Origin of the sequence: Microbulbifer sp. SAOS-129_SWC, assembly GCF_039696035.1 — a bacterium.
Classification (GTDB): domain Bacteria; phylum Pseudomonadota; class Gammaproteobacteria; order Pseudomonadales; family Cellvibrionaceae; genus Microbulbifer.
Map to the genome: position 1 here is coordinate 3,247,347 of NZ_CP155567.1, position 21,632 is coordinate 3,268,978.

Here is a 21,632-nt window from a genome sequence, read left to right on the forward strand (position 1 = left end):
TCTCAGTCGTTCCCGTCTGCGCTTGTGTCGTGGGTCAGTGCCTGCACTACCAGTTCCATTCGTGCACTGCGGGAACCCTTCACCAGCACGGTGGTGTTCGCGTTCAGTTCGCGCTCAAGCGCCGCAATCAACGGCGCCCGCTCGCAAAAATTATTTTTTACCTTGCCGTCGCCAGCGAAAGCCATACTTGCCGCATTACCCAGCGGCCCCAGCGTGAAGAGCTCATCGAGACCGCGCTCGCGGGCCAGCACGCCGATCTGCTGGTGCATCGCCTCGGCGTCAGCACCCAGCTCCGCCATGTCGCCAAGCACCAGGATTTTCCGGCCTGGGCGCTGCGCCAGCATTTCAATCGCCGCACCCACCGAACCCGGATTCGCGTTGTAACTGTCATCGATAACGGTGGCGCCACTGCGGCCGCCATATACCTGCATGCGCCCCTGCACCGCGGTGGCAGCGCCGAGTCCGGCAGCAATCTCCGCCGCCGGGATTCCGGCGGCAAAGGCACAACCGGCGGCAACCAGTGCGTTGTGCACATTGTGTTCGCCGAGCAGCTGCAACTGCACCGGGTGCGCCAGGCCTTCGATCATCAGATCAAAAGTCGCGCAACCGCGCGCATCCAGTGCGATATTGTCGGCGTAAATAGCGTGATCGTGGCCGAGCCCCACCTCCAGCGAGGCCACGCCATCCGGCATCTGCTCGCGCCAGAAGTCGGCGTAATTGTCGTCGGCATTGATCACCGCGGTGCCGCCCACCTGCAGGCCGGTGTAGATCTGGCCCTTGGCCGCGGCAATGGCATCGACGGAACCGAAGCCCTCCACGTGCGCCGGCATGACATTGTTGACGGCGCTGACCTGCGGTTTGCCGATACTGCACAGGTAACCGATCTCGTCCGGACCACTGGCGCCCATTTCGAGAATCAGCACATCGTGTTCGGCGCCGATCCCAAACAGGGTCATTGGCACACCGATGTGATTATTGAGGTTGCCGCGGGTCACGCACGGAGTGTGCTGGCGGGCGAAGATGGCCGCGAGCATTTCCTTGACCGTGGTCTTGCCGCAGGAACCGGTGATGGCAATCACGCGCCCGTCGAACTGTTCGCGGCACAGCAAACCGATCTGCCCCAACGCCACAGTTGTGTCTGCCACCAGCCACTGGGGCAAGGCGCAGCCGGGAATCTCGCGCTCTACCACCAGGCCCAGAACCTGGCCCTGCAGATCGCCGGACTTGGCCAGCTCGACAACGAAGTCATGGGCATCGAAGTGCTCGCCCTTCAGGGCGACGAATAGCGCGCGTGGATCCAGCGCGCGCGTGTCGGTGCAGACGTGCTCGAATGCCACCGAACCGTGAAGCAGTTCGCCGCCAAAACGCTGCTGCAGCTGTTCCAGGGTGAGCCCGCGAATCATTCGGCGCGCTCCTCTTGATCCGCCTGTCCCGCCGGCTTGTTGCCCGATACCGCCGCGCGCTGTACCAATGCGCGCTCGGCCTGCTCGCGATCACAGAAGTGAATTTTTTCCGCGCCGATAATCTGGTAATCCTCGTGGCCCTTGCCGGCGATCACGACTGTGTCGCCGGGCTCCGCCGCGGCCACTGCGCGGGCGATCGCGGCGGCGCGATCGGGCTCCACCTCGACATTGCTGGCGGCGCCCTCAAGGATATCGTCGATGATTTTCTGCGGATCCTCGCTGCGCGGGTTATCGCTGGTGACGATGGCGCGGTCGGCCATCTCCGACGCAATGCGTCCCATCGGCGCGCGCTTACCGGTATCGCGGTCACCGCCACAGCCAAACACACACCACAGTTTGCCGCTGCAGTAGGGCCGCGCTGCCGCCAGGGCCGCGCGCAGTGCGTCCGGCGTGTGCGCGTAGTCCACCAGCACGCTGACATCGTCGGCGCCGTCCACACGCACCCGCTCCATACGCCCGGGTACCGGCTGGATGGAGGGGAAGGCAGCGAGAATATCTTCAAACGGCATGCCGCCAGCGGCCGCCGCCGCCACGACCGCCAGGGCGTTGTAGATATTGAAGTCGCCAATCAGCGGCGCGCGCAGCTCGCCGTTGCCCCACGGCGAGGTCAACTGCACGGTAAAACCGCCGTCGTGGCGACGCAGCTCGGTGGCATGCAGATCGCCGGCCTGCATGCCGTAGGTAACCACGCGCAGGTTGCGCAGCTTGCAGCGCTCGGCCAGTTGGCCGCCGAAGGGGTCATCCACGTTGATGATGCCGCGCTTCAATTTGGGCAGGCCGAAGAGCTTTTCCTTGGCGGCGCCGTAGGCAGCCATATTGCCGTGATAGTCGAGATGGTCACGCGACAGGTTGGTGAAGATGGCGGTATCGAAAATCAGCCCATGCACACGCCCCTGAGCGAGCGCGTGGGAAGAGACTTCCATCGCCGCGGCGCCAACGCCGCGCTGGTGGAAATCGGCATAGTCGGCCTGCAGGCGCACCGGGTCCGGCGTGGTGAGGCCGGTTTCCTCCAGGTCGATGGCGCCGTCTTTCCAGATACCGTTGCCGATCGTGCCCATCAGGCCGGCGCTGCCGAAATGCTGTGCCAGCAGCTGCGCGACCAGGTAGGCACAGGTGGACTTGCCGTTGGTACCGGTCACGCCAACCAGGTAAATACGCTCGGTGGGGTTGTCGTAGAAGCGCGCGGCGATCTCGCCCACCCGCTTGGCCAGGCCCGGCACACTGACCACCTGCACGCCGTCGCGAACGTCGGTGCGCAGTTCCTCGCCGTCCGCCAGCACCGCCGCGGCACCCGCAGCGATGGCGGCATCAATGTATTCACGCCCGTCCACCACGCTGCCACGCAGGGCCATAAACAGGTCGCCGGGGCGCACCTTGCGGCTGTCCAGCGCGACGCCACTGACGGCCACGTCCGGAATGCCGGCGTAGCCGGGCACCAGCTGCTGCAGGGAAGCGCTGCGCGCTGCAGAATTCACGTGCTCACTCACGATTTGTCACCTCTTTCGCTAAGCTGTGCAGCCAGCTGTTTTTCCGGTGACGCGACACCGTCCGGCGCCACATGCAGCAGGCGCATGGCGCCGGCCATTACCTTACCGAACACCGGCGCAGCCACTTCGCCACCGTAGTACTTGGCGCGGCTGGGGTCGTTCACTACCACCACCGCGATCAGCTCCGGCCGATCGGCGGGCACAAAACCCGCAAATACCGAACGGTAGCGACTACTGGCGTAGCCCTGGCGACCGACGATATGCACCGTTCCGGTCTTGCCCGCCACCTGGTACCCCTTCACCGCGGCGCGGTGGCCGGTACCCTCGGGAGTAATGACCGTTTCCAGCATGGCGGTAACCTCACGCGCCAGCTTGGGCGGCACTATCTGCTCCGGGTCACGCGCATTGTCACCATTCAAAACCAGAGAAACCGGGCGCTTGAGCCCGGCATTGGCAAAGACGCTGTAGGCCCGTGCCAGCTGCACTGCATTGACTGTTAAACCGTAGCCGAAGGCAAAGTTGGCCCGCTCGATTGGCTGCCAACGACTGCGACTGGGCAGTATGCCCGCGGCCTCGCCGGGGAAGCCGGTTCCGATCGCCTCCCCCAGCCCCAGTCGATAAAAGAGTGCGCGGATATCGTTTGGTTCCAGATCCAGGGCAACTTTGGTGATACCCACCTGACTCGACTTGGTGATCACCCGGGTCAGGTCGATAAGGCCGTAATTGCGGTGGTCCAGCAGTGTCTTGCCGGGCACGCGGATATAGCCGGGGTTGGTGTCGATGGGTGTGTGCGGCTGGTAACGGCCGCTCTCCAGCGCCGCCAGCGCGGTGATCGGCTTAACGGTGGAACCGGGCTCAAACTGGTCGATCAGTGCGCGGTTGCGCATCTGCGCCGCCTTGACCCCGACCCGGTTGTTGGGGTTGAACGACGGCTGGTTGGCCATCGCCAGGACGTCGCCACTGTGCGCATCGAGAACCACCATAAAGCCGGACGCGGCCTCGTTGGCCGCCACCGCCTTCTTCAGTTCGCGATAGGCCAGGTACTGCAGGCGCAGGTCGATGGACAGGCGCATATCCTGGCCCGGGCGCGCCTCGCGCTGTACTGCCAGGTCCTGCACAACCCGCCCTTTCAGGTCCTTGACCACCTGGCGGGCGCCCGGCTGGCCGGTGAGCCAGTCGTTGTAGGCCAACTCCAGCCCTTCCTGGCCGCGGTCATCAATGTTGGTGAAGCCGAGCAGCTGCGCGGTAACCTCGCCGGCGGGATAGAAGCGACGGTACTCTTTTTTGCCGTAGACTCCGGCGATATCCAGTGCCAGCGCGCGCTGGGCCTGCTCCGGCGCCAGGTGGCGCTGCAGATACATGAATTCCTTGTTGCGGTATTTTTTCAGGCGCGCAGCCAACTCTGCCGGCTTGCTGCCCAGTGCCGCCGCAAGCTGACGCAGTTCATCGGCGCTGGCCTCGCGCAGCAGCTGCGGGTTGGCCCACAGGCTGGTCACCGGGGTACTGACCGCCAGCAGCTCGCCGTTGCGGTCGACGATGGAACCGCGATAGGCGGCAATCTCTTCACTGCGAATGGTGCGCGCGTTGCCCTGGTCCTGCAGGAAGCGGTAGCCGCGCTCGGCCTCCGGCAGCACCTGCAGGCGCGCCAGGTGCAGCACCAGGGCCAGGGCGAGCAGACACAGCAGAACCGCCACCAGCGCAAAGCGCCAGCGGGTGATTCCCGGTGTTTCCTGCTGTTTCTTGACTGCGCCCATGCAATCCCTGTTCTGCTTATCTTCTTTTACGGTGTTTAAACGACTTCAGTTATCCGGCACCAGAATCCGCTCATCCGGCCCCGGCACGTGCATCTTCAGCTTTTCCCGCGCCGTCTTTTCGATACGGCTGTAGGCCGACCAGGCGCCCTTTTCCAGCAGCAGGCGCTCCTGCTCGAAGCGCAAATCATCGCGGGTTTTCTGCGCCGCCATCAGCTGCGCGGTCAACTCGCGGCTGCGCTGGGTGGTGTAGACCACCGACAGCGCCGAGGCCATCGCCGCCAGCCACAACACGGCAATGATCAGTCGCCGCCTGCCGCTCAACGGGCCGCCCCGAGCTTTTCCGCCACTCGCATCACTGCACTGCGCGAGCGCACGTTGTCACCAACTTCCCCTGCTTCAGCCTTGACCGCCTTGCCCACCGAGCGCAGCGTTTTGGCAATGTCGCTGTCCATCACCGGCAGGCCGCGCGGCAACTGCGGGCCGCGCTCCTGCTGGCGGATGAAGCGCTTGACCAGCCGATCCTCGAGCGAATGGAAGCTGATCACCACCAGGCGCCCGCCGGGGGCGAGCAGTGCCAGCGACTTGTCCAGCGCCTGCACCAGGTCTTCCAGCTCGCCATTGATATGGATGCGAATCGCCTGGAATACCCGCGTCGCCGGATGTTTGCCTTTCTCCCACGCCGGGTTCGCCGCCTTGACCACCTCCGCCAGATCCAGCGTGCGGGCAAACGGCCTTTCCACCCGGCGCCGCACGATGGCGGCGGCCATACGGCGGGCGAAACGCTCTTCGCCATATTCTTTGAAGACCCGCGCCAGCTCCGCTTCCGCCTCGCTGTTGACCCAGTCCGCGGCGCTGATACCGCGGCTGGTGTCCATGCGCATATCCAGCGGGCCGTCCTGCATAAAGCTGAAGCCGCGCTCGGCCTGATCCAGTTGCGGCGACGACACACCGAGATCCAGCAGGATGCCGTTGACCGCACCGGCCTGCTCGGTCGCGGCGCGGTCTATGTCGGCGAAAGAGCCGTGCCAGATCGAAAAGCGCTCATCGCCGGCGAATCGTTCGCGCGCATAGGCCACCGCCTCGGGATCCTTGTCCACCGCCAGCAGGCGCCCGCGCTCGTCGAGGCGCTCCAGGATCGCCGCACTGTGGCCGCCGCGGCCGAAAGTGCCGTCGATATAAAAACCGCCCGGATCGGTGACCAGGGCGTCCACGGCCTCGCGCAATAACACACTGCGATGCAGTTCTTGAGACACCCTGTGTCCTCTCCTTTGTTTACAGCGACAGCGAAGCCATCTCCTCCGGCATCTCGCCCTCGCCCTCACTATCGTCGAGCCAGGCCATCCAGCCCTCTTCGCTCCACAGTTCCAGTTTCTTGCCCTGCCCCACCAACATCAGCTTCTTTTCCAGACCGGCGTATTCGCGCAGGGTCGGTGGAATCAACACGCGGCCGTTGCCGTCCACCTGCAGCTCACAGGCGTAACCGATCAACAGCCGCTGGGCGCGGCGCGCCACTTTATTGAAGCTCGACAACGCCTCGATTTTGGGCAGGATCTCCTGCCACTGGGGTTCCGGGTAAACCAGCAGGCAGCGCTCTTCGGTGTGCGCCGTGACCACCAGGCGCCCAGCGCAATCCTCCAGCAGCGTGTCGCGAACACGCGCCGGAATGGCCAGACGCCCCTTGGCGTCCATATTGATTGCGTGGCTGCCTAGATACACTGTTTACCCGATTGGCTGGGATTGCCCGATTTGTTGGCCGAGAGCGCTTGCTCAGTCGCGCGGAAGTGCGCACCACCCTGGATAACTTTTGCGCAATTTTCATCTGCAGCGGTGTAACTACCCACTCACAACCACAGACAAACCACGAAAACCCACAAAATTCCACTTTTCTCCACTTCCGACACTATAAATCTGACCCGGGTAAAGTCAAGGAAATCAACGGCAAACTGCCGCGAAATCCCAGTAAATTCGCGGTCTTCAGAGCAGGCAGCACAATTAATGAACAGAACCCGGCGGTAAAATTACAAAATGAAGCAAGCACTTACTTATTGATGTTGAGATAGTACTTTAACTTTGCGAGCCACCGGATTGATTTGGAAATTGTTAGCGGACGCTAACACAAAATGAGGCGCTTGGCGCAAGACTCCACAAGGCTGACGCAAGCGGGAGGGGCAAAGAGGCGAATTGCGCCCACTGGTTCAGCAGCGGCGCGGGCGAGGGAAGAAAAAGAGCTGGCCTGTAAGCCGGGTTCTGTCGAGGACAATCATTCATCTGGGATGTATGTCGCCACACACCTCAAGCGACCTACCCGCCCTCGGTGCGGGTCACACCTATAGAGGGCCTATTTGGTCTTGCTCCGGACGGGGTTTACCATGCCGCGGACTGTTACCAGCCGCGCGGTGCGCTCTTACCGCACCCTTTCACCCTTACCTGTGCCTGCGAACAGGCCATCGGCGGTCTACTCTCTGCTGCACTTTCCGTAGGCTCGCGCCCCCCAGGCGTTACCTGGCGTCCCACCCTATGGAGCCCGGACTTTCCTCCATCCCTCCGAAGAGAAACAGCGATTGCCCGGCCAGCTCGGCGCGAAGAGTAATGACGCACGCAGGGGAAAGCAAGACCAATGACGTTAGATAGACACCCACGTACCCCCCGAAACTTGCGAACCCACTGAAGTCGCGCCAAAGGTGCGCACGGCGCACCCTACTTCTGCCCCAGGCTCCAGTTGTACAACACCTTCTTGTTCACCCCGGTGATTTCGGCCGCCAGGGCCGCGGCGCGTTTGGGCGGCAGCTCGGCCAGCAGCAATTTCATGACCCGCTCAGCCTCTGCATCCAGCTCGCCGCTGCGCTCGCGCTCGGCGCCACGTACCAGCAGCACGATTTCCCCGCGCTGCTGATTGGAATCCGCGCGCACCCACTCCGCCAGTTCCGCCAGCGGCGCCAGGTGGATAGTCTCAAAGGCCTTGGTCAGCTCGCGCGCGATCACCGCCTCACGCTTGCCGCCGAACACCTGCGCCATCGCCTCCAGTGTGTCCAGCACCCGGTGCGGCGCCTCGTAGAAGATCAGGGTATGCGGATCGCCGGCCAACGCCTGCAGCGCCTTTTCGCGCGCGCCCGCCTTGGCCGGCAGGAAACCCTCGAAGCTGAAACGGTCACTGGGCAGACCGGCGGCGCTGAGGGCCGCGGTAAACGCGCAGGCGCCGGGAACCGGCACCACCTTGATGCCGCGCGCGCGTGCCTCACGCACCAGCCTGTAGCCCGGATCGGAGATCAGCGGCGTGCCCGCATCGGAAATGAGCGCCACTGTCTGGCCCTGCTCCAGACGCTCCAGTATCTGCCCGGTGCGCCGGTCGTCCGAGTGGTCGTGGTACGCCATCAGCGGCGTATCGATGCTGAAATGGGAAAAAAGGCGCTGACTGTGACGCGTGTCCTCTGCCGCAACCAAATCGGCGCATTGTAGAACTTCGATCGCTCGCGGTACCATATCGGCCAGATTACCAATCGGCGTGGCAACGATATAAAGCAGTGCCTGATCCAGCCCCATAGTTCACGACCCCAGGTTCCAATAAGATTTAAGTTTTACGGGAGAATATTATGCCCGCCCTGACCCGGCGCAGCTCCATGCGGCGCGCAGCCCCGATGCTCAGCAGGCTCGCCGCCAGCGCCCTGGCCCTGGCCCTGGCCGCTTGCCAGACCCAGGCCCCCCAACCGGATATGCAGCAACCGGTACAGGCCGGCGCCCAGCGCGCCGACCGTGCCACCGCTGTGCGCTTGTTGCAAGCTGCCGAAACGGCCCAGTCACCGGAGCGCGACCAACAGCGCCTGCAGGCGGCCGCCATTCTATACAAGCTGGGCGATAAGGCGACCGCCGAGCAGGCCGCGGTGCAAATCCAGCCGCAGCAACTGAACGATACCCAGTACGCCCAGTACGCCGAAGTGTACGGCAGCCTGCTGGCCGACAACGACGATTTTTTCCGTGCACTGGACCTGGCCACGGCACCGCGCCTCGACCACGTCTGGCAGCAGCTGCCGGCAGACACTGCGCTGCCGCTGCGCAGCCTGCGCGCCAATCTCTGGGGCCTGCTCGGCAACCTCGACAGCGCCATCGCCGAGCGCCGCCAGATCGCCAGCCTGGCCCAGTCCGATGCCGATATCGCCGCCAACAATGACGGCTTCTGGCAGCTGCTCACGCAGCTGTCGTCCGGCGAGCTGCAATTGCGCGCCGAGGAGAGCAAAGACTCCCAGATGCGCGGCTGGTACCAGCTGGCGCTGCTGGGACGCGATACCCAGGCCGACATCAGCTCACAGCTGACTGCGCTGAGCCGCTGGCGCCAGCAGTGGCCCAACCACAGCGCCACCCGGCACCCGCCGCAGGCCCTGCAGTTGCTGGAACACCTGGCCAATCAGCGCGCCGACCACGTCGCCCTGCTGCTGCCACTGTCCGGCCCGCTAGGCAGTGCCGGACGCGCCATTCGCGACGGCTTTATGGCCGCCTACTACACCTCGCTGCAGGCCGGTGCCCCGGCACCCGAGGTCAAGGTCTACGATACCGGCAGCGAGCGCCCGTTTGCCGAGATCTACCAGAGCGCCGTGGACGCCGGGGCCCAGGCTGTTATCGGCCCGCTGGACAAGCACAAAGTGGCCAACCTGGTTGCCACCGAAAAACTGCCGGTACCCACCCTGGCGCTCAACTATGCCAGTGACGAGGGTGGCCATCTCACCGGCGACCTGGTGCAGTTCGGCCTCGCGGTCGAAGACGAAGCGCGCCAGGTGGCCCGACACGCCTACCTGCAGGGCCACCGCCAGGCGCTGGTGCTGACCAGTGATGCCAGCTGGGGCCAACGCAGTGCCGAAGCGTTCCGCGACGAATGGCAACGCCTCGGCGGCAGCATCACCCTGAGCCGCACTTTCTACGGCAACAGCAACTTCTCCAAACTGGTCAGCGACGCGCTGCTGATCCCGGAGAGCAAAGGCCGCGAGAGCGCGCTGCGGCGCAAGCTGGCCGCTCCGCTGAAATTCACTCCGCGCCGCCGCGATGACGTGGACATGGTCTTTATCGCCGCGCAGCCGCGGCAGGCGCGGCAGATCAACCCGATGCTGACCTTTTTCTACGCCGGCGACCTGCCCATCTACGCCACCTCGCAGGTGTTCGAGGGCACTGTCAATCCGAGTCGCGACCGCGATATGAACGGCATTCGCTTTACCGCACTGCCGTGGCTGTTTGAAAATGACAACATCACCAAGCGCAATATCGAGCGGCAGGCCTCGCCGGCGCCAGCTTTCGCGCGCCTGTACGCGCTGGGTGCCGATGCCTTCCGGCTCTACCCGCGGCTGCCGATGCTGCAGCAGTTCCCGCAACAGCGGGTACACGGCCTGACCGGCTCCCTGAGCCTGACGGCAGACGGCCGCATCGTGCGCGAGCAGATGTGGGCGCAGATCGACAAGGGCGCACCGGTGCCGATTACCGGTGCCGTCGCCCCGCCGCCGCAGCGCGAAGAGCCGGCCGACGGGCCGACCGGGGAACCGCTGGGGCTGACCGACGGCCGTGCCTTCTAACCCGGACAGCGCCGGTATCGGCGCGCAGATGGAGGCCGCCGCCGCGGTCCACCTGCAGCGCGCCGGTCTGCGCATTGAAGCGCGCAACTACCGCTGCCGCCGCGGCGAGATCGACCTGATCGCGCGCGATGGCAAAACCCTCGTCTTCGTCGAGGTGCGCTTTCGCCGCCACCGCCATTTCGGCGGCGCCGGCGCTACGGTAGATGGGCGCAAGCAGCGCAAGCTGCTGGCCGCTGCGGAGACCTATCTGCAGCAGTACAAACAGGATTGCCCCTGCCGCTTCGATGTCGTCGCCATCGAGGGCAGCGCGGACAACATTCAGTGGATCACCAATGCATTTGGTAGCGATTAGGGCGCACTGTTGCGCGCCCGGAATAAGGATTGAATGGAACAGCGAGTCGTAACACTTTTTCACCACAGCCTCGAGGCCACCATGAATGCCGGCGAGATACTGGCTCCCCTGGTGGCAGAAGCGAGCGAGATGATCGTGCACACACTGCTGGCGGAGAACAAGCTGCTGTTGTGTGGCAACGGCGTCAGCAGCGCGCTGGCGCAGAGCTTTTGCTCACAGCTGATGGGCGGTTTCCAGCGTGAGCGCCCGGGCCTGCCGGCTATCGCGCTGTGCAGCGACGGTATCACCACCGGCACTGTTGCGCGCAACCACGGTCGCGCGGAGACTTTTGCCCAGCCGGTGCGCGCCCTCGGCCAACCCGGTGACCTGCTGGTGATTCTCAGCAGCGACGGCCGCGACTCCAACCTGGTACAGGCAATGCGCGCCGCGCGCGACCGCGATATGGGCATTCTCGCCCTGACCGGTGGCGACGGCGGCGACTGCGCCGCACTGCTCGACACGCACGATATTGAACTCCGTGTGCCTTCGGAAGTCGCAGCAGAAGTACATCAAGTGCACCTGTTAACCATTTTCTGCCTGTGCGACCTGATCGACAGCAGTTTGTTCGGTGGCTACGAGGACTGAACCCGATGCTAAAACTATTGACCAATAACCGCCTGATCATTGCCCTTGCCCTGTGCGGCGCCCTGGGCGGCTGCAGCACCGTGCTGGAAGCCACCCACAACGGTCCAATCCAGCAGGACCCCGGCCAGCGCTCCCTCGGGACCTACCTGGACGACGAGAAAATCCAGACCATCACCGAGGTCAACATCAACAAGGCCCACCCGGACCTGAAGAATGCCAACATCCACGTCAATGTGTTCAATGGCGTAGTGTTACTGACCGGCCAGGCCCCCAGCAGTGAACTGCGCCTGCTGGCCGGGCGCACCGCACAGCAGGTGCAGAACGTGCGCCAGGTCTATAACGAGGTCCAGGTGCGCGGCAATATCTCGATGCTGGCGAGCAGCAGTGATGCCTGGCTCACCACCAAGGTCAAAAGCGTGTTGCTGGCCAACAAGGAAATCGACAGCGGCCGCATCAAGGTGGTGACCGAAAACGGGGTCATCTACCTGATGGGCCTGCTGACGCGCGCCGAAGCCGAGCGCGCCGCGGATGTGACGCGCAGTATCGGCGGTGTGCAGAAGGTGGTGAAAGCGGTGGAATATATCGACTGAGCCACTCGGCCGAAACGCAAAGCCAGAAAACGGAGGCCCGGCCTCCGTTTTTTATGCCGCTCAGCGGCCCTTACGCTTGCTGCGGCGCAGCGCGTCCAGCCATGACTTTTTGTGCGGGCTCAGTGCCGCGGTTTGCTGCAGGCAACGGATCAAATCCTGCTGCCCGCCACGGCCGAGCGCGGGCATGGCCTCGAAGCGATCACTGAGATGGAAGGCGAGTCCCGTATCGCTGTCGCACACCTCAATGGCACCGGAGGAATTGCCCTTCTTACCCAGGCAGGCAAACTCCACTCCCTGCGCCATCAACGTGGATTGACGCCGCTTGAGCGCCAGTTGCAACGAACTGGTGCCGGTCTTGTGCAGGCCGATATGCAGGTGAAGGGTGCGCATCGCGTCGATCTTATTCCGCCGTTGTCCTGTAATCTGGAGGCACGATCCCTGTCCTACTTCGCCGGAAACCCCTTCCCGGCACGTGAAATAAGTCTAACAACCCTTAGTAAACTAGCCCTGAAGGGCTTTTTCCACTGCCTGTTGAGACTAAACGTTTAATCAATAAAAAACGCGGGCACAGCCCGCGTTTTCGCTATCAGTGTCTGGGGCGTCGCCCGCCACCGCCGCCGCTTCCGCCGCGGCGACCGCGCCGGTCCCCGCCGGAGCCGGAACCGCCGCTGCGCTTGACCTTCACCACGGGCGGCTGTACCAGCAGCGCTTCCGGTGGCACTTCGCAATTCAGCTTGGTGCCCAGTAGCTTCTCGATCGGCTCCAGGCGCATGGCGTCATCTTCACAGGCGAAGCTGATCGAGGTACCGGTCTTGCCGGCACGGCCGGTACGACCGATGCGGTGCACATAATCCTCCGGCTCCTCCGGCAGGGTGAAGTTCACCACGTGGCTGATGCCATCGATATGGATACCGCGGCCGGCCACATCGGTAGCCACCAGCACCCGGGTGCGGCCATTCTTGAAGTCGTCGAGGGTACGCACACGCTTGTTCTGCGCGACCTCACCGGACAGCAACCCGACCTTGAAGCCGTGCGCCTCCAGATGCTCGAACAGGCGGCGACACTGGTCGCGGCGGTTGGCGAACACGATCAGGCTCTCGACTTCATCGCTCTGCAGGATGTTGTAGAGCAGCGCGTATTTCTCATCACTGGCTGCCAGGTAAACGTGCTGGTCGACGCTGTCGGTGGCCACCCGCTCCGGTTCGATCTCGACGATGACCGGCTCTTCGGTCCACTGCTCTACCAGCGTGTCGACTTCCGGGGTGAAGGTGGCTGAGAAGAACATGGTCTGGCGGTGCGTCTTGCGCGGGGTCTGGCGCACGATACGGCGCACCTGCGGAATGAAGCCCATATCCAGCATGCGGTCGGCCTCGTCGATCACCAGGATTTCCACCTGGTCGAGATAGCAATCGCGATTGCTGGCGAAATCCAGCAGGCGGCCAGGTGTCGCCACCAGGATGTCCACCAGGCGCTCATTCAGGTTGCGCTGCTGCTTCTGGTAGTCCATGCCGCCGACCAGCGTGTGGATTTCCAGGTCGGTGTACTTACACAGGGCCTTGGCGTCGTCGGCGATCTGCATGACCAGCTCGCGGGTCGGTGCAATGATCAGTGTGCGCGCCTCGCCGGCATAACGCTCGCCCTCAAACGGATTCTTGAGCAGGTCGTCGATAATAGTGATCAGGAAGGCGGCGGTCTTGCCGGTACCGGTCTGCGCCTTGCCCACCAGGTCGTGGCCGTTCAGCGTGTGCGGCAGGGAGCGGCCCTGGATCGGCGAGCTGTACTGGAAACCCAGGTCGGCAATGGCATGCATCAGCGGCAGCGGCAGATCCAGGTCGTGGAAACGCACCTTGCCTTCCTGCTCCGGCACCGGGAACTGGTCCAGGGACCAGGGTGCGGCCTTCTGCGAGCGGCTGCTGCTCTTTTCACGCTGACTGCCTTCCCGCTGACTGCCACCTCCGCGGCGGCCGTGCTGGCGACCCTTGCCGCTGCGGCGCTCACCGCCGTCCGGTGCCGGGGACTCGCTGCCTCCGGCGGATTTGGACGCGCGCGGCTCGGTGGATTCCGGGCGCGGCTCGTCAGAGTTGTCGGAAGAACGGCGAAACAACTTTCCTATCAAGTGCAATACTCGCTTTCGTGCTCACAGTCGCGCCGGGGCGCGGCCGGATGCCGGGAGGGCCCCGCGGAGCGGGCACCACAGCCGGTAAAGGTGAAATAATCGGCGAGTATATCATCTAAAGGGGGTAAATGTTTGCCACCCGCCGCGCCGCCCGGGATCGCGGCCCTCCGGCGCTGGTGACGACCATTGATGCCGCTGCCAGTGCCCGCCATAATGCCGCCGCTTTTCCCCGCTACAGTGGGGTGAACCCCGACTGCTGCAGACCCATGCCACCGATGATCAAGCTGTACAAACGCGCCACCGGCACCGAACTCTCGCGCCTAGCCACGCTGGGCGGCCCGCTGGTAGCCAGCAACCTGGCGGTGGTCAGCATGGGCGTCACCGACACCATCGTCGCCGGTCGCGCCGGCGGGGTGGACCTGGCCGGCCTGGCGCTGGGCGCCAGTATCTGGTCGGTGTGCGCCGTCGCGCTGATGGGATTGCTGGCCGCGTTGTCCCCCATCGTCGCCCACCTGCGCGGTGCCCGCGACGAGACGGGCTGTGCGCAACAACTGCAACAGGCCACCTGGATCGCGCTGGTCGGCGGGCTGGCAGTGGTCGCGGCACTGCTGGCTACCCCCTGGTGGAGCCAGTGGATCGACACCGAGGAACCGGTGCGCCGGGTACTGCAGCAGTACCTGCTGGCACTGGCGACCGGCACGCTGCCGTTTGCGATCGGCACGGCCCTGCGCGGCTACTGCGAGGGTATGGGACAGGTGCGGCCGGTCATGCGTATCTACCTGGCGGCGGCGGCTCTCAACATACCGCTGGATATCCTGCTGGTGTTCGGCGCCGGGCCGATTCCGGCTATGGGCGGCGCCGGCTGCGGCTGGGCCACAGCGCTGGTGAGCACCTCCATTGCCGCAGCGCTGTTCTGGCATGCGGGCCACGATCCGGCCTACCGCGCCCTGCAGCTGAAACTGTTACCGCCGCGGCCCCACTGGCCGACCCAGCGACACCTGCTGGCAGTGGGCCTGCCGATCTGTGTCGGCGCCGGCAGCGAGGTGACCTTCTTCGCCAGCCTGACGATCCTCCTCGCGCCGTACGGCGCCACCATCGTCGCCGCGCACCAGATCGGCCTGAATGTCGGCTCCATTTTCTATCTCGTGGCGCTGGCGCTGGCACAGGCGCTGAGTATCCGCGTGGCCCAGCTGCTCGGCCAGGGGCGGCCGCGCCGGGCGCGCTTCACCAGTCTGGTAGGGGTCGGTAGCGGCATCGCCTATGCAGCGGTGACCGGCGTTGTACTGATCACCCTGCGCCACCCATTTGTACTGGCCTATACCGGCAACGCCGATATCATCGCCGTCGCCACCAACCTGCTGCTGCTGTGCGCCGCCTTCCAGCTGGTGGATGTGGCCCAGGCGATGACCTGGGGCGCGCTGCGCGGCTACCGCGACACCCGTGTGCCGATGATCATGCAACTGTTCTCCTACTGGCTGGTGGGGCTGATCTGCGCGCGCTGGCTGGGCGAGCAGTACTGGGGGGTCTACGGCTACTGGGTGGGCATCTGTCTCGGTCTCGGCACCGCCGCAGTCCTGCTGGGCCTGCGCCTGTGGCGCACCAGCGGGCGCGCGCTGGCGTTCACACCAGCGCGCAGACGCGGCTTCGCGAACTGACCGGCGGCCGCACCGGTCTCCCCAATCGCCTGCCAGTTCGCAATCTCCAGGGAACGCTTTCGCTATAATCGCGCTCATACCTTCTGGGACCTCCCCAAAATCATTATCCACTGGAGCCACTGCATGATTTCGAGCTCGCCACTGAGCCCGCCTCGCCGCCTTTTGTGTATCGCCCTGCTGCTTCTCTCCGGCCAGGTCCTGGCACAGAATCAGGAAGAGCCGTCAAAAACGACCAAAAAGCCGGTGCCGAAGGCCGAGAACCTGCAGCTGGATCTGCCGATGGAAGCCCCGGCCACCAGGGAGCCGGCGCAGAAGCAGCCCGCTGCGGAGCCGCAGCAGCCGATGCCCAAGGCGGAAAACCTGCAGCTGGACCAGCCGCTGCCCGAGCCGGATGCCAGCACCGCGCAGAAAGCGCACAAACCCGCTGCCGCGGCCGGCAAAAACACCCCCACAAAACCGGACGCGGCGGCAACGGACAACGGCGCGAGCGGGGATACGACGGCGACAGACACCGCGGCGCAAGACAGCGCGGCGGACAAAAGCAGCGGGGACACGGCCAAACCGCTGCGCCTGCTCGGTGCCGAGGTACCGCCGGCCACCTCCACCCGCCTGGCCTGGTCGCCGACCCAGCACTTCGAGGGTGTCTACAGCTCTACCGCGGTGCTGGTGGTGAACGGCGCTCACCCGGGGCCGACCCTGTGCCTGACCGCGGCGATTCACGGCGATGAGCTGAATGGGATCGAGACGGTACGCCGGGTCATGTACAACCTGGATAAGGAAAAACTGCATGGCGCAGTGATCGGTGTCCCGATCGTCAACCTGCAGGGTTTCCACCGCGGATCCCGCTACCTGACCGACCGCCGCGACCTGAACCGCTATTTCCCCGGCTACCCGGACGGCTCGTCGGCGGCGCGTATCGCCTACTCGTTTTTCCACGAAGTGATCCTGCACTGCAACGCGGTGGTCGACCTGCACACCGGTTCTTTCTATCGCACCAACCTGCCGCAGCTGCGCGGCGACCTGCGCAACCCCAAGGTGGTCAAGCTGACCAAGGGCTTTGGCTCTACCGTGGTAATGCACAGCGAGGGCGCCAAGGGCACCCTGCGCCGCGCCGCGGTCGCCGCTGGCATCCCCACGGTTACGCTGGAGGCCGGAGCACCGATGGTGCTGGACGAGGCTTCGGTGAGCCACAGCGTCAAGGGCATCCGCACGCTGCTGAACCAGCTGGATATGGTGAGCAAGTTCCGCCTGTGGGGGGACCCGGAGCCGGTTTACTACAACGCTACCTGGCAGCGCGCGACCACCGGCGGCATCATCTTCAGCAAGGTGAAACTGGGGGCATCGGTCAGTAAAGGGGACCTGCTCGGCACGGTTACCAACCCGATCACCAATGTGCGCACCGAGATCCGCTCCAAATACAACGGTCGCATCCTCGGCATGGCCATGAACCAGGTGGTGCAACCCGGTTTTGCCGCTTATCACATCGGTATCCAGGCGCCGCAGGAACAGATCAGCCCGCCCGAGGAAGTGACTGCGGAAAGCAAAGTCGAAAGTGCCGCAGAACAACCCGCGGACAGCGATGCCGCAGCGGACGAACCCGCCGGGGATGCCCCGGCGCCGACAACAGAGGAAGAGCTGACGCCCGCCGACAGCGGCAGCGACGAAGACTAGTGGGCCGTGTGGTTAATTCTGTTTCAGTTGCCCGCGCGAGTCCGGCCACGGAGGGCCGGCGCAACTAGCGGAGCAGGACGCGGCAATTCCGGGCTCAGTCGCGATCGCTGACCCGGTCGATAATTTCCACCGCCGAGTGATGATCGAGTGGCTCCGGCTGCAGCGTAATGTGGTCGATATCGAAGCGCTTGATCAGTGTCTCACGCAGCCGCTCCAGCACTCCCGACCAGGCCTGCAGGTCATCGACGACGATATGTGCGGACAGGGAAATGGTGCTGGAGTCGAGGCGCCAGATATGCAGGTCGTGTACCGAGCGCACCCCCTCCACCGCCGCCAGCGTTTTACCCACCACCGGCAGGCTCAGCTCCCGCGGTACCCGCTCCATCAACACATCGACGGAATCGCGCAGCAGGCGCAGGCTGGAAATCAGGATCAGCACGCAGATCAGCAGGGACAGCAGTGGGTCGATCGGTGTCCAGCCGGTAAAGTAGATCACTGCACCGGCGATCAGCGCCGCCACCGAACCCAGCAGGTCCCCCATCACATGCAGCAGCGCGCCGCGGATATTCAGCGTCTGCTCGCCGCGGTGCAGCACCCAGGCCACGGCGACATTCACCAGCAGCCCGATCAACGCGATCAACATCACCGTGCCGCCGTGTACCGGCTGCGGCGTGCGCAAGCGCTCAATGGCGGCAATGCCGATCCCGATCACGATCAGCAGCATGAACACCGCGTTGACGATGGCGGCCAGCACCTCGGCGCGCCCCCAGCCAAACGATAACTCGCGGTCCGCCGGCTTCTGCGCCAGCAGCGCGGCCACCGCGCCCAGCGCCAGCGCCAGCGCGTCGGTGGCCATGTGGCCGGCGTCACCCAGTAGCGCCAGCGAGCCGGACATCCAGCCGCCGACTGCCTCGACCATGGCAAACGCAAAGGTAATAACCAGGCTCCACACCAGCGGGCGCAGGTGACCGCCGCCATGGCGGTGGTGGACGTGTTCGTGCATAAAGACTCCCCGATTACAGTGCTATCGCCGCCCCATTCCGGTGTGCGGCGTCAGCACAGGCTATTTCCGCCCCAGCGTCACCCGTTCCCAGCCGGACAGGTCGCGGTGACTGGCCACCCGCTTCAGGCCGGCCGCGGCGAAGATCCTGCGCACCGCCTCGGCCTGCTGCCAGCCGTGCTCCACCAGCAGCCAGCCGCCGCTGGCCAGGTACTTGCGGCTGCCCCTGGCGATACGCTCGATATCCGCCAGGCCGGCCTCCTCCGCCACCAGCGCCGAACGCGGCTCAAAGCGTACATCACCCTGCTCCAGGTGCGGATCGGCGGCGTCGATATAGGGCGGATTGCTGACGATCAATTGAAACGCCTGCGGCGGTATCTGTGCAAACCAGTCGCTCTGAATCACCCGTACATTGTCCAGGCCGAGCGCGCTGCGGTTCTCCTCCGCCAGCGCTGCCGCGTCGGCGGACTTGTCCGCGGCGAGGATCTCCCAGTCCGGCCGTTCGCTGGCCAGGGCCAGGGCGATGGCGCCGGTGCCGGTGCCGAGATCCAGCGCGCACAACGCCTGCTGCGGGCACAGCTGCAGCGCCAGCTCTACCAGCAGTTCGGTATCCGGGCGCGGAATCAGCGTGGAGGCATCAACCTTCAACGGCAGCGACCAGAATTCCCGCATGCCGGTCAGGTGCGCCACCGGTTCACCGGCAGCGCGGCGCGCCAGCAGCCGGTCGTACTGTGCCTGCTCGGCATCGTTCAGCTGGTACTCGGGCCAGGTGAACAGCCAGGTGCGCGAGCGTCCCAGCACATGGCCGAGCAACACCTCGGCATCCAGGCGCGGACTGTCGCTGTCGACCAGTGCGACGCTGCGGGCGAGGTTTTCTTTTACCGTGCTCATGCGCAATTAACCGTTATCGTGGGTAGCGGCGGTGCCGGGCGTTTACTGCCCCAGCGCCGCCAGCTGGTCGGCCTGGTGCTCGGTGCGCAGCGGGTCGATCACCTCTTCCAGCGCGCCCTGCATGATCTCGTCGAGCTTGTACAGGGTCAGGCCGATACGGTGGTCGGTGACGCGGCCCTGCGGGTAGTTGTAGGTGCGGATACGCTCGGAGCGGTCGCCGCTGCCGACGAGATTGCGGCGCGCATCGGAAATCTCTTTCGCCGCGGCCGCCTCCTGCTCGCTGGAGAGCCTGGCCTGCAGCAGCGCCATGGCCTTGGCGCGGTTCTTGTGCTGGGAGCGCTCGTCCTGGCACTCCACCACGATACCGGTCGGCAGGTGGGTCAGGCGCACGGCGGAATCGGTCTTGTTGACGTGCTGGCCGCCGGCGCCGGACGCGCGGTAGGTGTCCACGCGCAGGTCGGCCTTGTTGATCTCCACGGCATCGCGCTCGTCCGGTTCCGGCATTACCGCAACGGTACAGGCGGAGGTATGGATACGGCCCTGGGATTCGGTCTCCGGCACCCGCTGCACCCGGTGCGCGCCGGACTCGAACTTGAGCTTGGCGTAGACATCATCACCGGCCACGCGGGTGATGATCTCCTTGTAGCCGCCGTGTTCACCGGGGTTTTCACTGATGATCTCGATACGCCAGCCCTGCTTTTCGGCGTAGCGGGAGTACATGCGGAACAGATCGCCGGAGAAGATCGCCGCCTCGTCGCCGCCGGTGCCGGCGCGGATTTCCAGATAGGCGTTTTTGCGGTCGTTGGGATCTTTCGGCAACAGCAGCCGCTGCAGCTCGCTCTCCAGCGGTTCCACCTGCGCCTCGGCGCCGGCCAGTTCCTCCTCGGCCATCTCGCGCATCTCCGCGTCGCTCTCGCCGAGCATTTCGCGGGCTGCCTCCATATCTTCCTGCAGCTGGCGGTAGCGGCCGTAACACTTGACCACCTCTTCCAGCTCGGCGTACTCCCGCGACAGGTCGCGGAACTGGTTCTGGTCGCCAATCACATCGGCATCACCGAGCAGCGCGGACACTTCCTCGTGGCGCTCCACCAGGTTGTCCAGTTTGGTTCTTACCGAGTCTTTCATCCGTTCTTTTTCTCTACATCAAGTTCCGGCAGCGGGTCCAGGCCGACGATTTCGCGGGCGATGCGCAGCCGCTCCAGATCGCCCTCGGCGGTAGCCCGCTTGAGGTTTACCGTGGGGGCGTGGATCAGTTTGTTGGTCAGGGAGCGGGCCAGTTGCTCCAGCAGGCGGCGCGGGTCGTCCCCTTTGTCCAGTTGCGTGAGCACTCGCGTCAGTTCGGCGTCGCCGATCTGCTGCGCGCGCTGCCGGTAGCTGCGGATGGTGTCCACGGCACCGAGGGCGCGGCGCGCGCGCATAAATTCGGCGGCGGCGGTATCGACAATCTGGTGCGCCGCCTCGGCGGCCTTCTCCCGCGAGCGCCGCCCCTCGTCGATGACGCCGCGCAGGTCGTCAACGGTGTACAGGTAGACGTCGTCGAGTTGGCCCACCTGCGGCTCGATATCCCGCGGCACGGCGATATCCACCATGAACATGGGGCTGTGGCGGCGCGCCTTGAGGGCGGATTCCACCGCGCCCTTGCCCAGAATCGGCAGCTGGCTGGCGGTGGAACTGATGACCATATCCGCGCGCGGCAGGTATTCGGGGATGTCCGCCAGGAGGATGGCCTCGGCACCGAAGTTCTGGGCCAGCTGCTCGGCGCGATTCAGTGTGCGGTTGGCGACGATCAGCTGTTTGACCCCCTGCTCCAGCAGATGGCGCGCCACCAGCTCGATGGTCTCGCCGGCACCGATCAGCAGTGCCGTCTGTTCACCCAGGTCGGTAAAGATGCGCGATGCCAGCGACACCGCCGCGTAGGCCACGGACACCGGGTTCTCGCCGATCGCGGTCTCGGTGCGCACCTGCTTGGCCACGGCAAAGACCTGCTGGAAGACACTGTGCAGCAGGCTGCCGACACTGCCGGATTCACGCGCCACCGCGTAGGCGGATTTGATCTGGCCGAGAATCTGCGGCTCGCCCAGGACCAGCGAGTCGAGTCCACAGGCCACCCGCATCATATGCCGTACTGCCTCTTCGCCGGTGTAGCGATAACTGCAGGCGGCCAGCTGCTCCGGCGAAACCCGGTGGTAGCCGGCCAGCCACTGCAGCAGGCGCTCAGGCTCGACTTCGGCGTAGATCTCGGTGCGGTTGCAGGTCGACAGAATGGCCAGCTCCGGGCACTCCAGCGCCCGGCGGGCATCCGCTAGGGCGCCGGGCATCACTTCCGGGGCAAAGGATACCCGCTCGCGCACCTCGATCGGTGCGCTGTCGTGGTTGATACCCAGGGCGAGGATTGGCATTAGGCTCCCGTCGACGTACTGACTGTTCTGGACGCGGTTGCCCGCACTTGGAGGCGCATTTTCCGTGGCGGCCGCGCC

The 21,632-nt window shown here is 64.9% G+C and carries 19 protein-coding genes and 1 other RNA gene; 6 read left to right on the plus strand and 14 right to left on the minus strand.

The annotated features are described in order from the left end of the window. Positions 1-2 precede the first annotated feature (2 nt). The 8 genes from murF to rsmI all read right to left on the minus strand — a co-directional run bounded on the left by murF (position 3) and on the right by rsmI (position 8,244). The gene (gene murF / locus ABDK11_RS14095) at positions 3-1,403 is read right to left on the minus strand and encodes a UDP-N-acetylmuramoyl-tripeptide--D-alanyl-D-alanine ligase (protein ID WP_346837152.1); all 1,401 of its coding nucleotides are present in this window, start codon (positions 1,401-1,403) and stop codon (positions 3-5) included. Continuing rightward, a complete protein-coding gene (locus ABDK11_RS14100) occupies positions 1,400-2,950 on the minus strand; it encodes a UDP-N-acetylmuramoyl-L-alanyl-D-glutamate--2,6-diaminopimelate ligase (RefSeq protein ID WP_346837153.1) in 1,551 nt (516 codons plus the stop codon). The genes murF and ABDK11_RS14100 overlap by 4 nt, the downstream gene beginning before the upstream one ends. Continuing rightward, positions 2,947-4,704: a penicillin-binding transpeptidase domain-containing protein gene (locus ABDK11_RS14105; protein ID WP_346837154.1), complete on the minus strand. Its 1,758-nt coding sequence runs from the start codon at positions 4,702-4,704 to the stop codon at positions 2,947-2,949. The genes ABDK11_RS14100 and ABDK11_RS14105 overlap by 4 nt, the downstream gene beginning before the upstream one ends. A 45-nt stretch (positions 4,705-4,749) precedes the next feature. Next, positions 4,750-5,025 carry a cell division protein FtsL gene (gene ftsL / locus ABDK11_RS14110; RefSeq protein ID WP_346837155.1) on the minus strand — a complete coding sequence of 92 codons (276 nt, stop codon included), beginning with the start codon at positions 5,023-5,025 and terminating at the stop codon, positions 4,750-4,752. Beyond that, the gene (rsmH, locus tag ABDK11_RS14115; RefSeq protein WP_346837156.1) at positions 5,022-5,957 is read right to left on the minus strand and encodes a 16S rRNA (cytosine(1402)-N(4))-methyltransferase RsmH; all 936 of its coding nucleotides are present in this window, start codon (positions 5,955-5,957) and stop codon (positions 5,022-5,024) included. The genes ftsL and rsmH overlap by 4 nt, the downstream gene beginning before the upstream one ends. Positions 5,958-5,976: 19 nt before the next feature. Next, positions 5,977-6,420, minus strand: a complete 444-nt coding sequence (mraZ, locus tag ABDK11_RS14120) for a division/cell wall cluster transcriptional repressor MraZ (RefSeq protein ID WP_346837157.1) — start codon at positions 6,418-6,420, stop codon at positions 5,977-5,979. A gap of 504 nt (positions 6,421-6,924) precedes the next feature. Beyond that, positions 6,925-7,281, minus strand: an RNA gene (rnpB, locus tag ABDK11_RS14125) — RNase P RNA component class A. Positions 7,282-7,401: 120 nt separating this feature from the next. Next, entirely contained in the window at positions 7,402-8,244 is an 843-nt protein-coding gene (rsmI, locus tag ABDK11_RS14130) for a 16S rRNA (cytidine(1402)-2'-O)-methyltransferase (RefSeq protein WP_346837158.1), read from the minus strand. A 50-nt stretch (positions 8,245-8,294) separates the two neighbouring features. Between rsmI and ABDK11_RS14135 the strand changes: the two genes are divergently transcribed. The 4 genes from ABDK11_RS14135 to ABDK11_RS14150 are packed head-to-tail and all read left to right on the plus strand — an operon-like array spanning position 8,295 to position 11,822. Next, on the plus strand, positions 8,295-10,256 hold the full coding sequence (locus ABDK11_RS14135; protein WP_346837159.1) for a penicillin-binding protein activator: 1,962 nt from the start codon (positions 8,295-8,297) through the stop codon (positions 10,254-10,256). Continuing rightward, positions 10,246-10,608 (plus strand): YraN family protein, encoded by a 363-nt coding sequence (locus ABDK11_RS14140; protein WP_346837160.1) that lies wholly within the window; start codon positions 10,246-10,248, stop codon positions 10,606-10,608. Before ABDK11_RS14135 ends, ABDK11_RS14140 begins: the two co-directional genes overlap by 11 nt. Positions 10,609-10,641: 33 nt before the next feature. Next, a complete protein-coding gene (locus tag ABDK11_RS14145) occupies positions 10,642-11,232 on the plus strand; it encodes an SIS domain-containing protein (RefSeq protein ID WP_346837161.1) in 591 nt (196 codons plus the stop codon). A gap of 5 nt (positions 11,233-11,237) precedes the next feature. Then, complete coding sequence (locus ABDK11_RS14150; protein ID WP_346837162.1) at positions 11,238-11,822, plus strand: BON domain-containing protein; 585 nt, start codon at positions 11,238-11,240, stop codon at positions 11,820-11,822. A gap of 60 nt (positions 11,823-11,882) precedes the next feature. On the opposite strand, the gene ABDK11_RS14155 is transcribed toward ABDK11_RS14150, so the two are convergent. Then, the gene (locus ABDK11_RS14155) at positions 11,883-12,212 is read right to left on the minus strand and encodes a hypothetical protein (RefSeq protein ID WP_346837163.1); all 330 of its coding nucleotides are present in this window, start codon (positions 12,210-12,212) and stop codon (positions 11,883-11,885) included. Between the two features lie 196 nt (positions 12,213-12,408). After that, the gene (rhlB, locus tag ABDK11_RS14160) at positions 12,409-13,938 is read right to left on the minus strand and encodes an ATP-dependent RNA helicase RhlB (protein ID WP_346837164.1); all 1,530 of its coding nucleotides are present in this window, start codon (positions 13,936-13,938) and stop codon (positions 12,409-12,411) included. Positions 13,939-14,066: 128 nt separating this feature from the next. On the opposite strand from rhlB, the gene ABDK11_RS14165 reads away from it, so the two are divergent. After that, the gene (locus ABDK11_RS14165) at positions 14,067-15,593 is read left to right on the plus strand and encodes an MATE family efflux transporter (RefSeq protein ID WP_346837165.1); all 1,527 of its coding nucleotides are present in this window, start codon (positions 14,067-14,069) and stop codon (positions 15,591-15,593) included. Between the two features lie 123 nt (positions 15,594-15,716). Continuing rightward, on the plus strand, positions 15,717-17,264 hold the full coding sequence (locus ABDK11_RS14170; protein WP_346837166.1) for a succinylglutamate desuccinylase/aspartoacylase family protein: 1,548 nt from the start codon (positions 15,717-15,719) through the stop codon (positions 17,262-17,264). 94 nt (positions 17,265-17,358) lie between these two features. Here ABDK11_RS14170 and ABDK11_RS14175 read toward each other — a convergent pair whose 3' ends face one another. Genes ABDK11_RS14175 through hemA form a run of 4 tightly spaced genes read right to left on the minus strand, consistent with a single transcriptional unit; the run spans position 17,359 to position 21,554 of the window. Then, positions 17,359-18,267, minus strand: coding sequence for a cation diffusion facilitator family transporter (locus ABDK11_RS14175; protein ID WP_346837167.1), 909 nt, complete (start codon positions 18,265-18,267; stop codon positions 17,359-17,361). Between the two features lie 60 nt (positions 18,268-18,327). Next, the gene (gene prmC / locus ABDK11_RS14180) at positions 18,328-19,155 is read right to left on the minus strand and encodes a peptide chain release factor N(5)-glutamine methyltransferase (protein ID WP_346837168.1); all 828 of its coding nucleotides are present in this window, start codon (positions 19,153-19,155) and stop codon (positions 18,328-18,330) included. A gap of 42 nt (positions 19,156-19,197) precedes the next feature. Then, entirely contained in the window at positions 19,198-20,280 is a 1,083-nt protein-coding gene (prfA, locus tag ABDK11_RS14185) for a peptide chain release factor 1 (RefSeq protein ID WP_346837169.1), read from the minus strand. Further along, positions 20,277-21,554, minus strand: coding sequence for a glutamyl-tRNA reductase (gene hemA / locus ABDK11_RS14190; RefSeq protein WP_346837170.1), 1,278 nt, complete (start codon positions 21,552-21,554; stop codon positions 20,277-20,279). The genes prfA and hemA overlap by 4 nt, the downstream gene beginning before the upstream one ends. Positions 21,555-21,632: the final 78 nt, after the last annotated feature.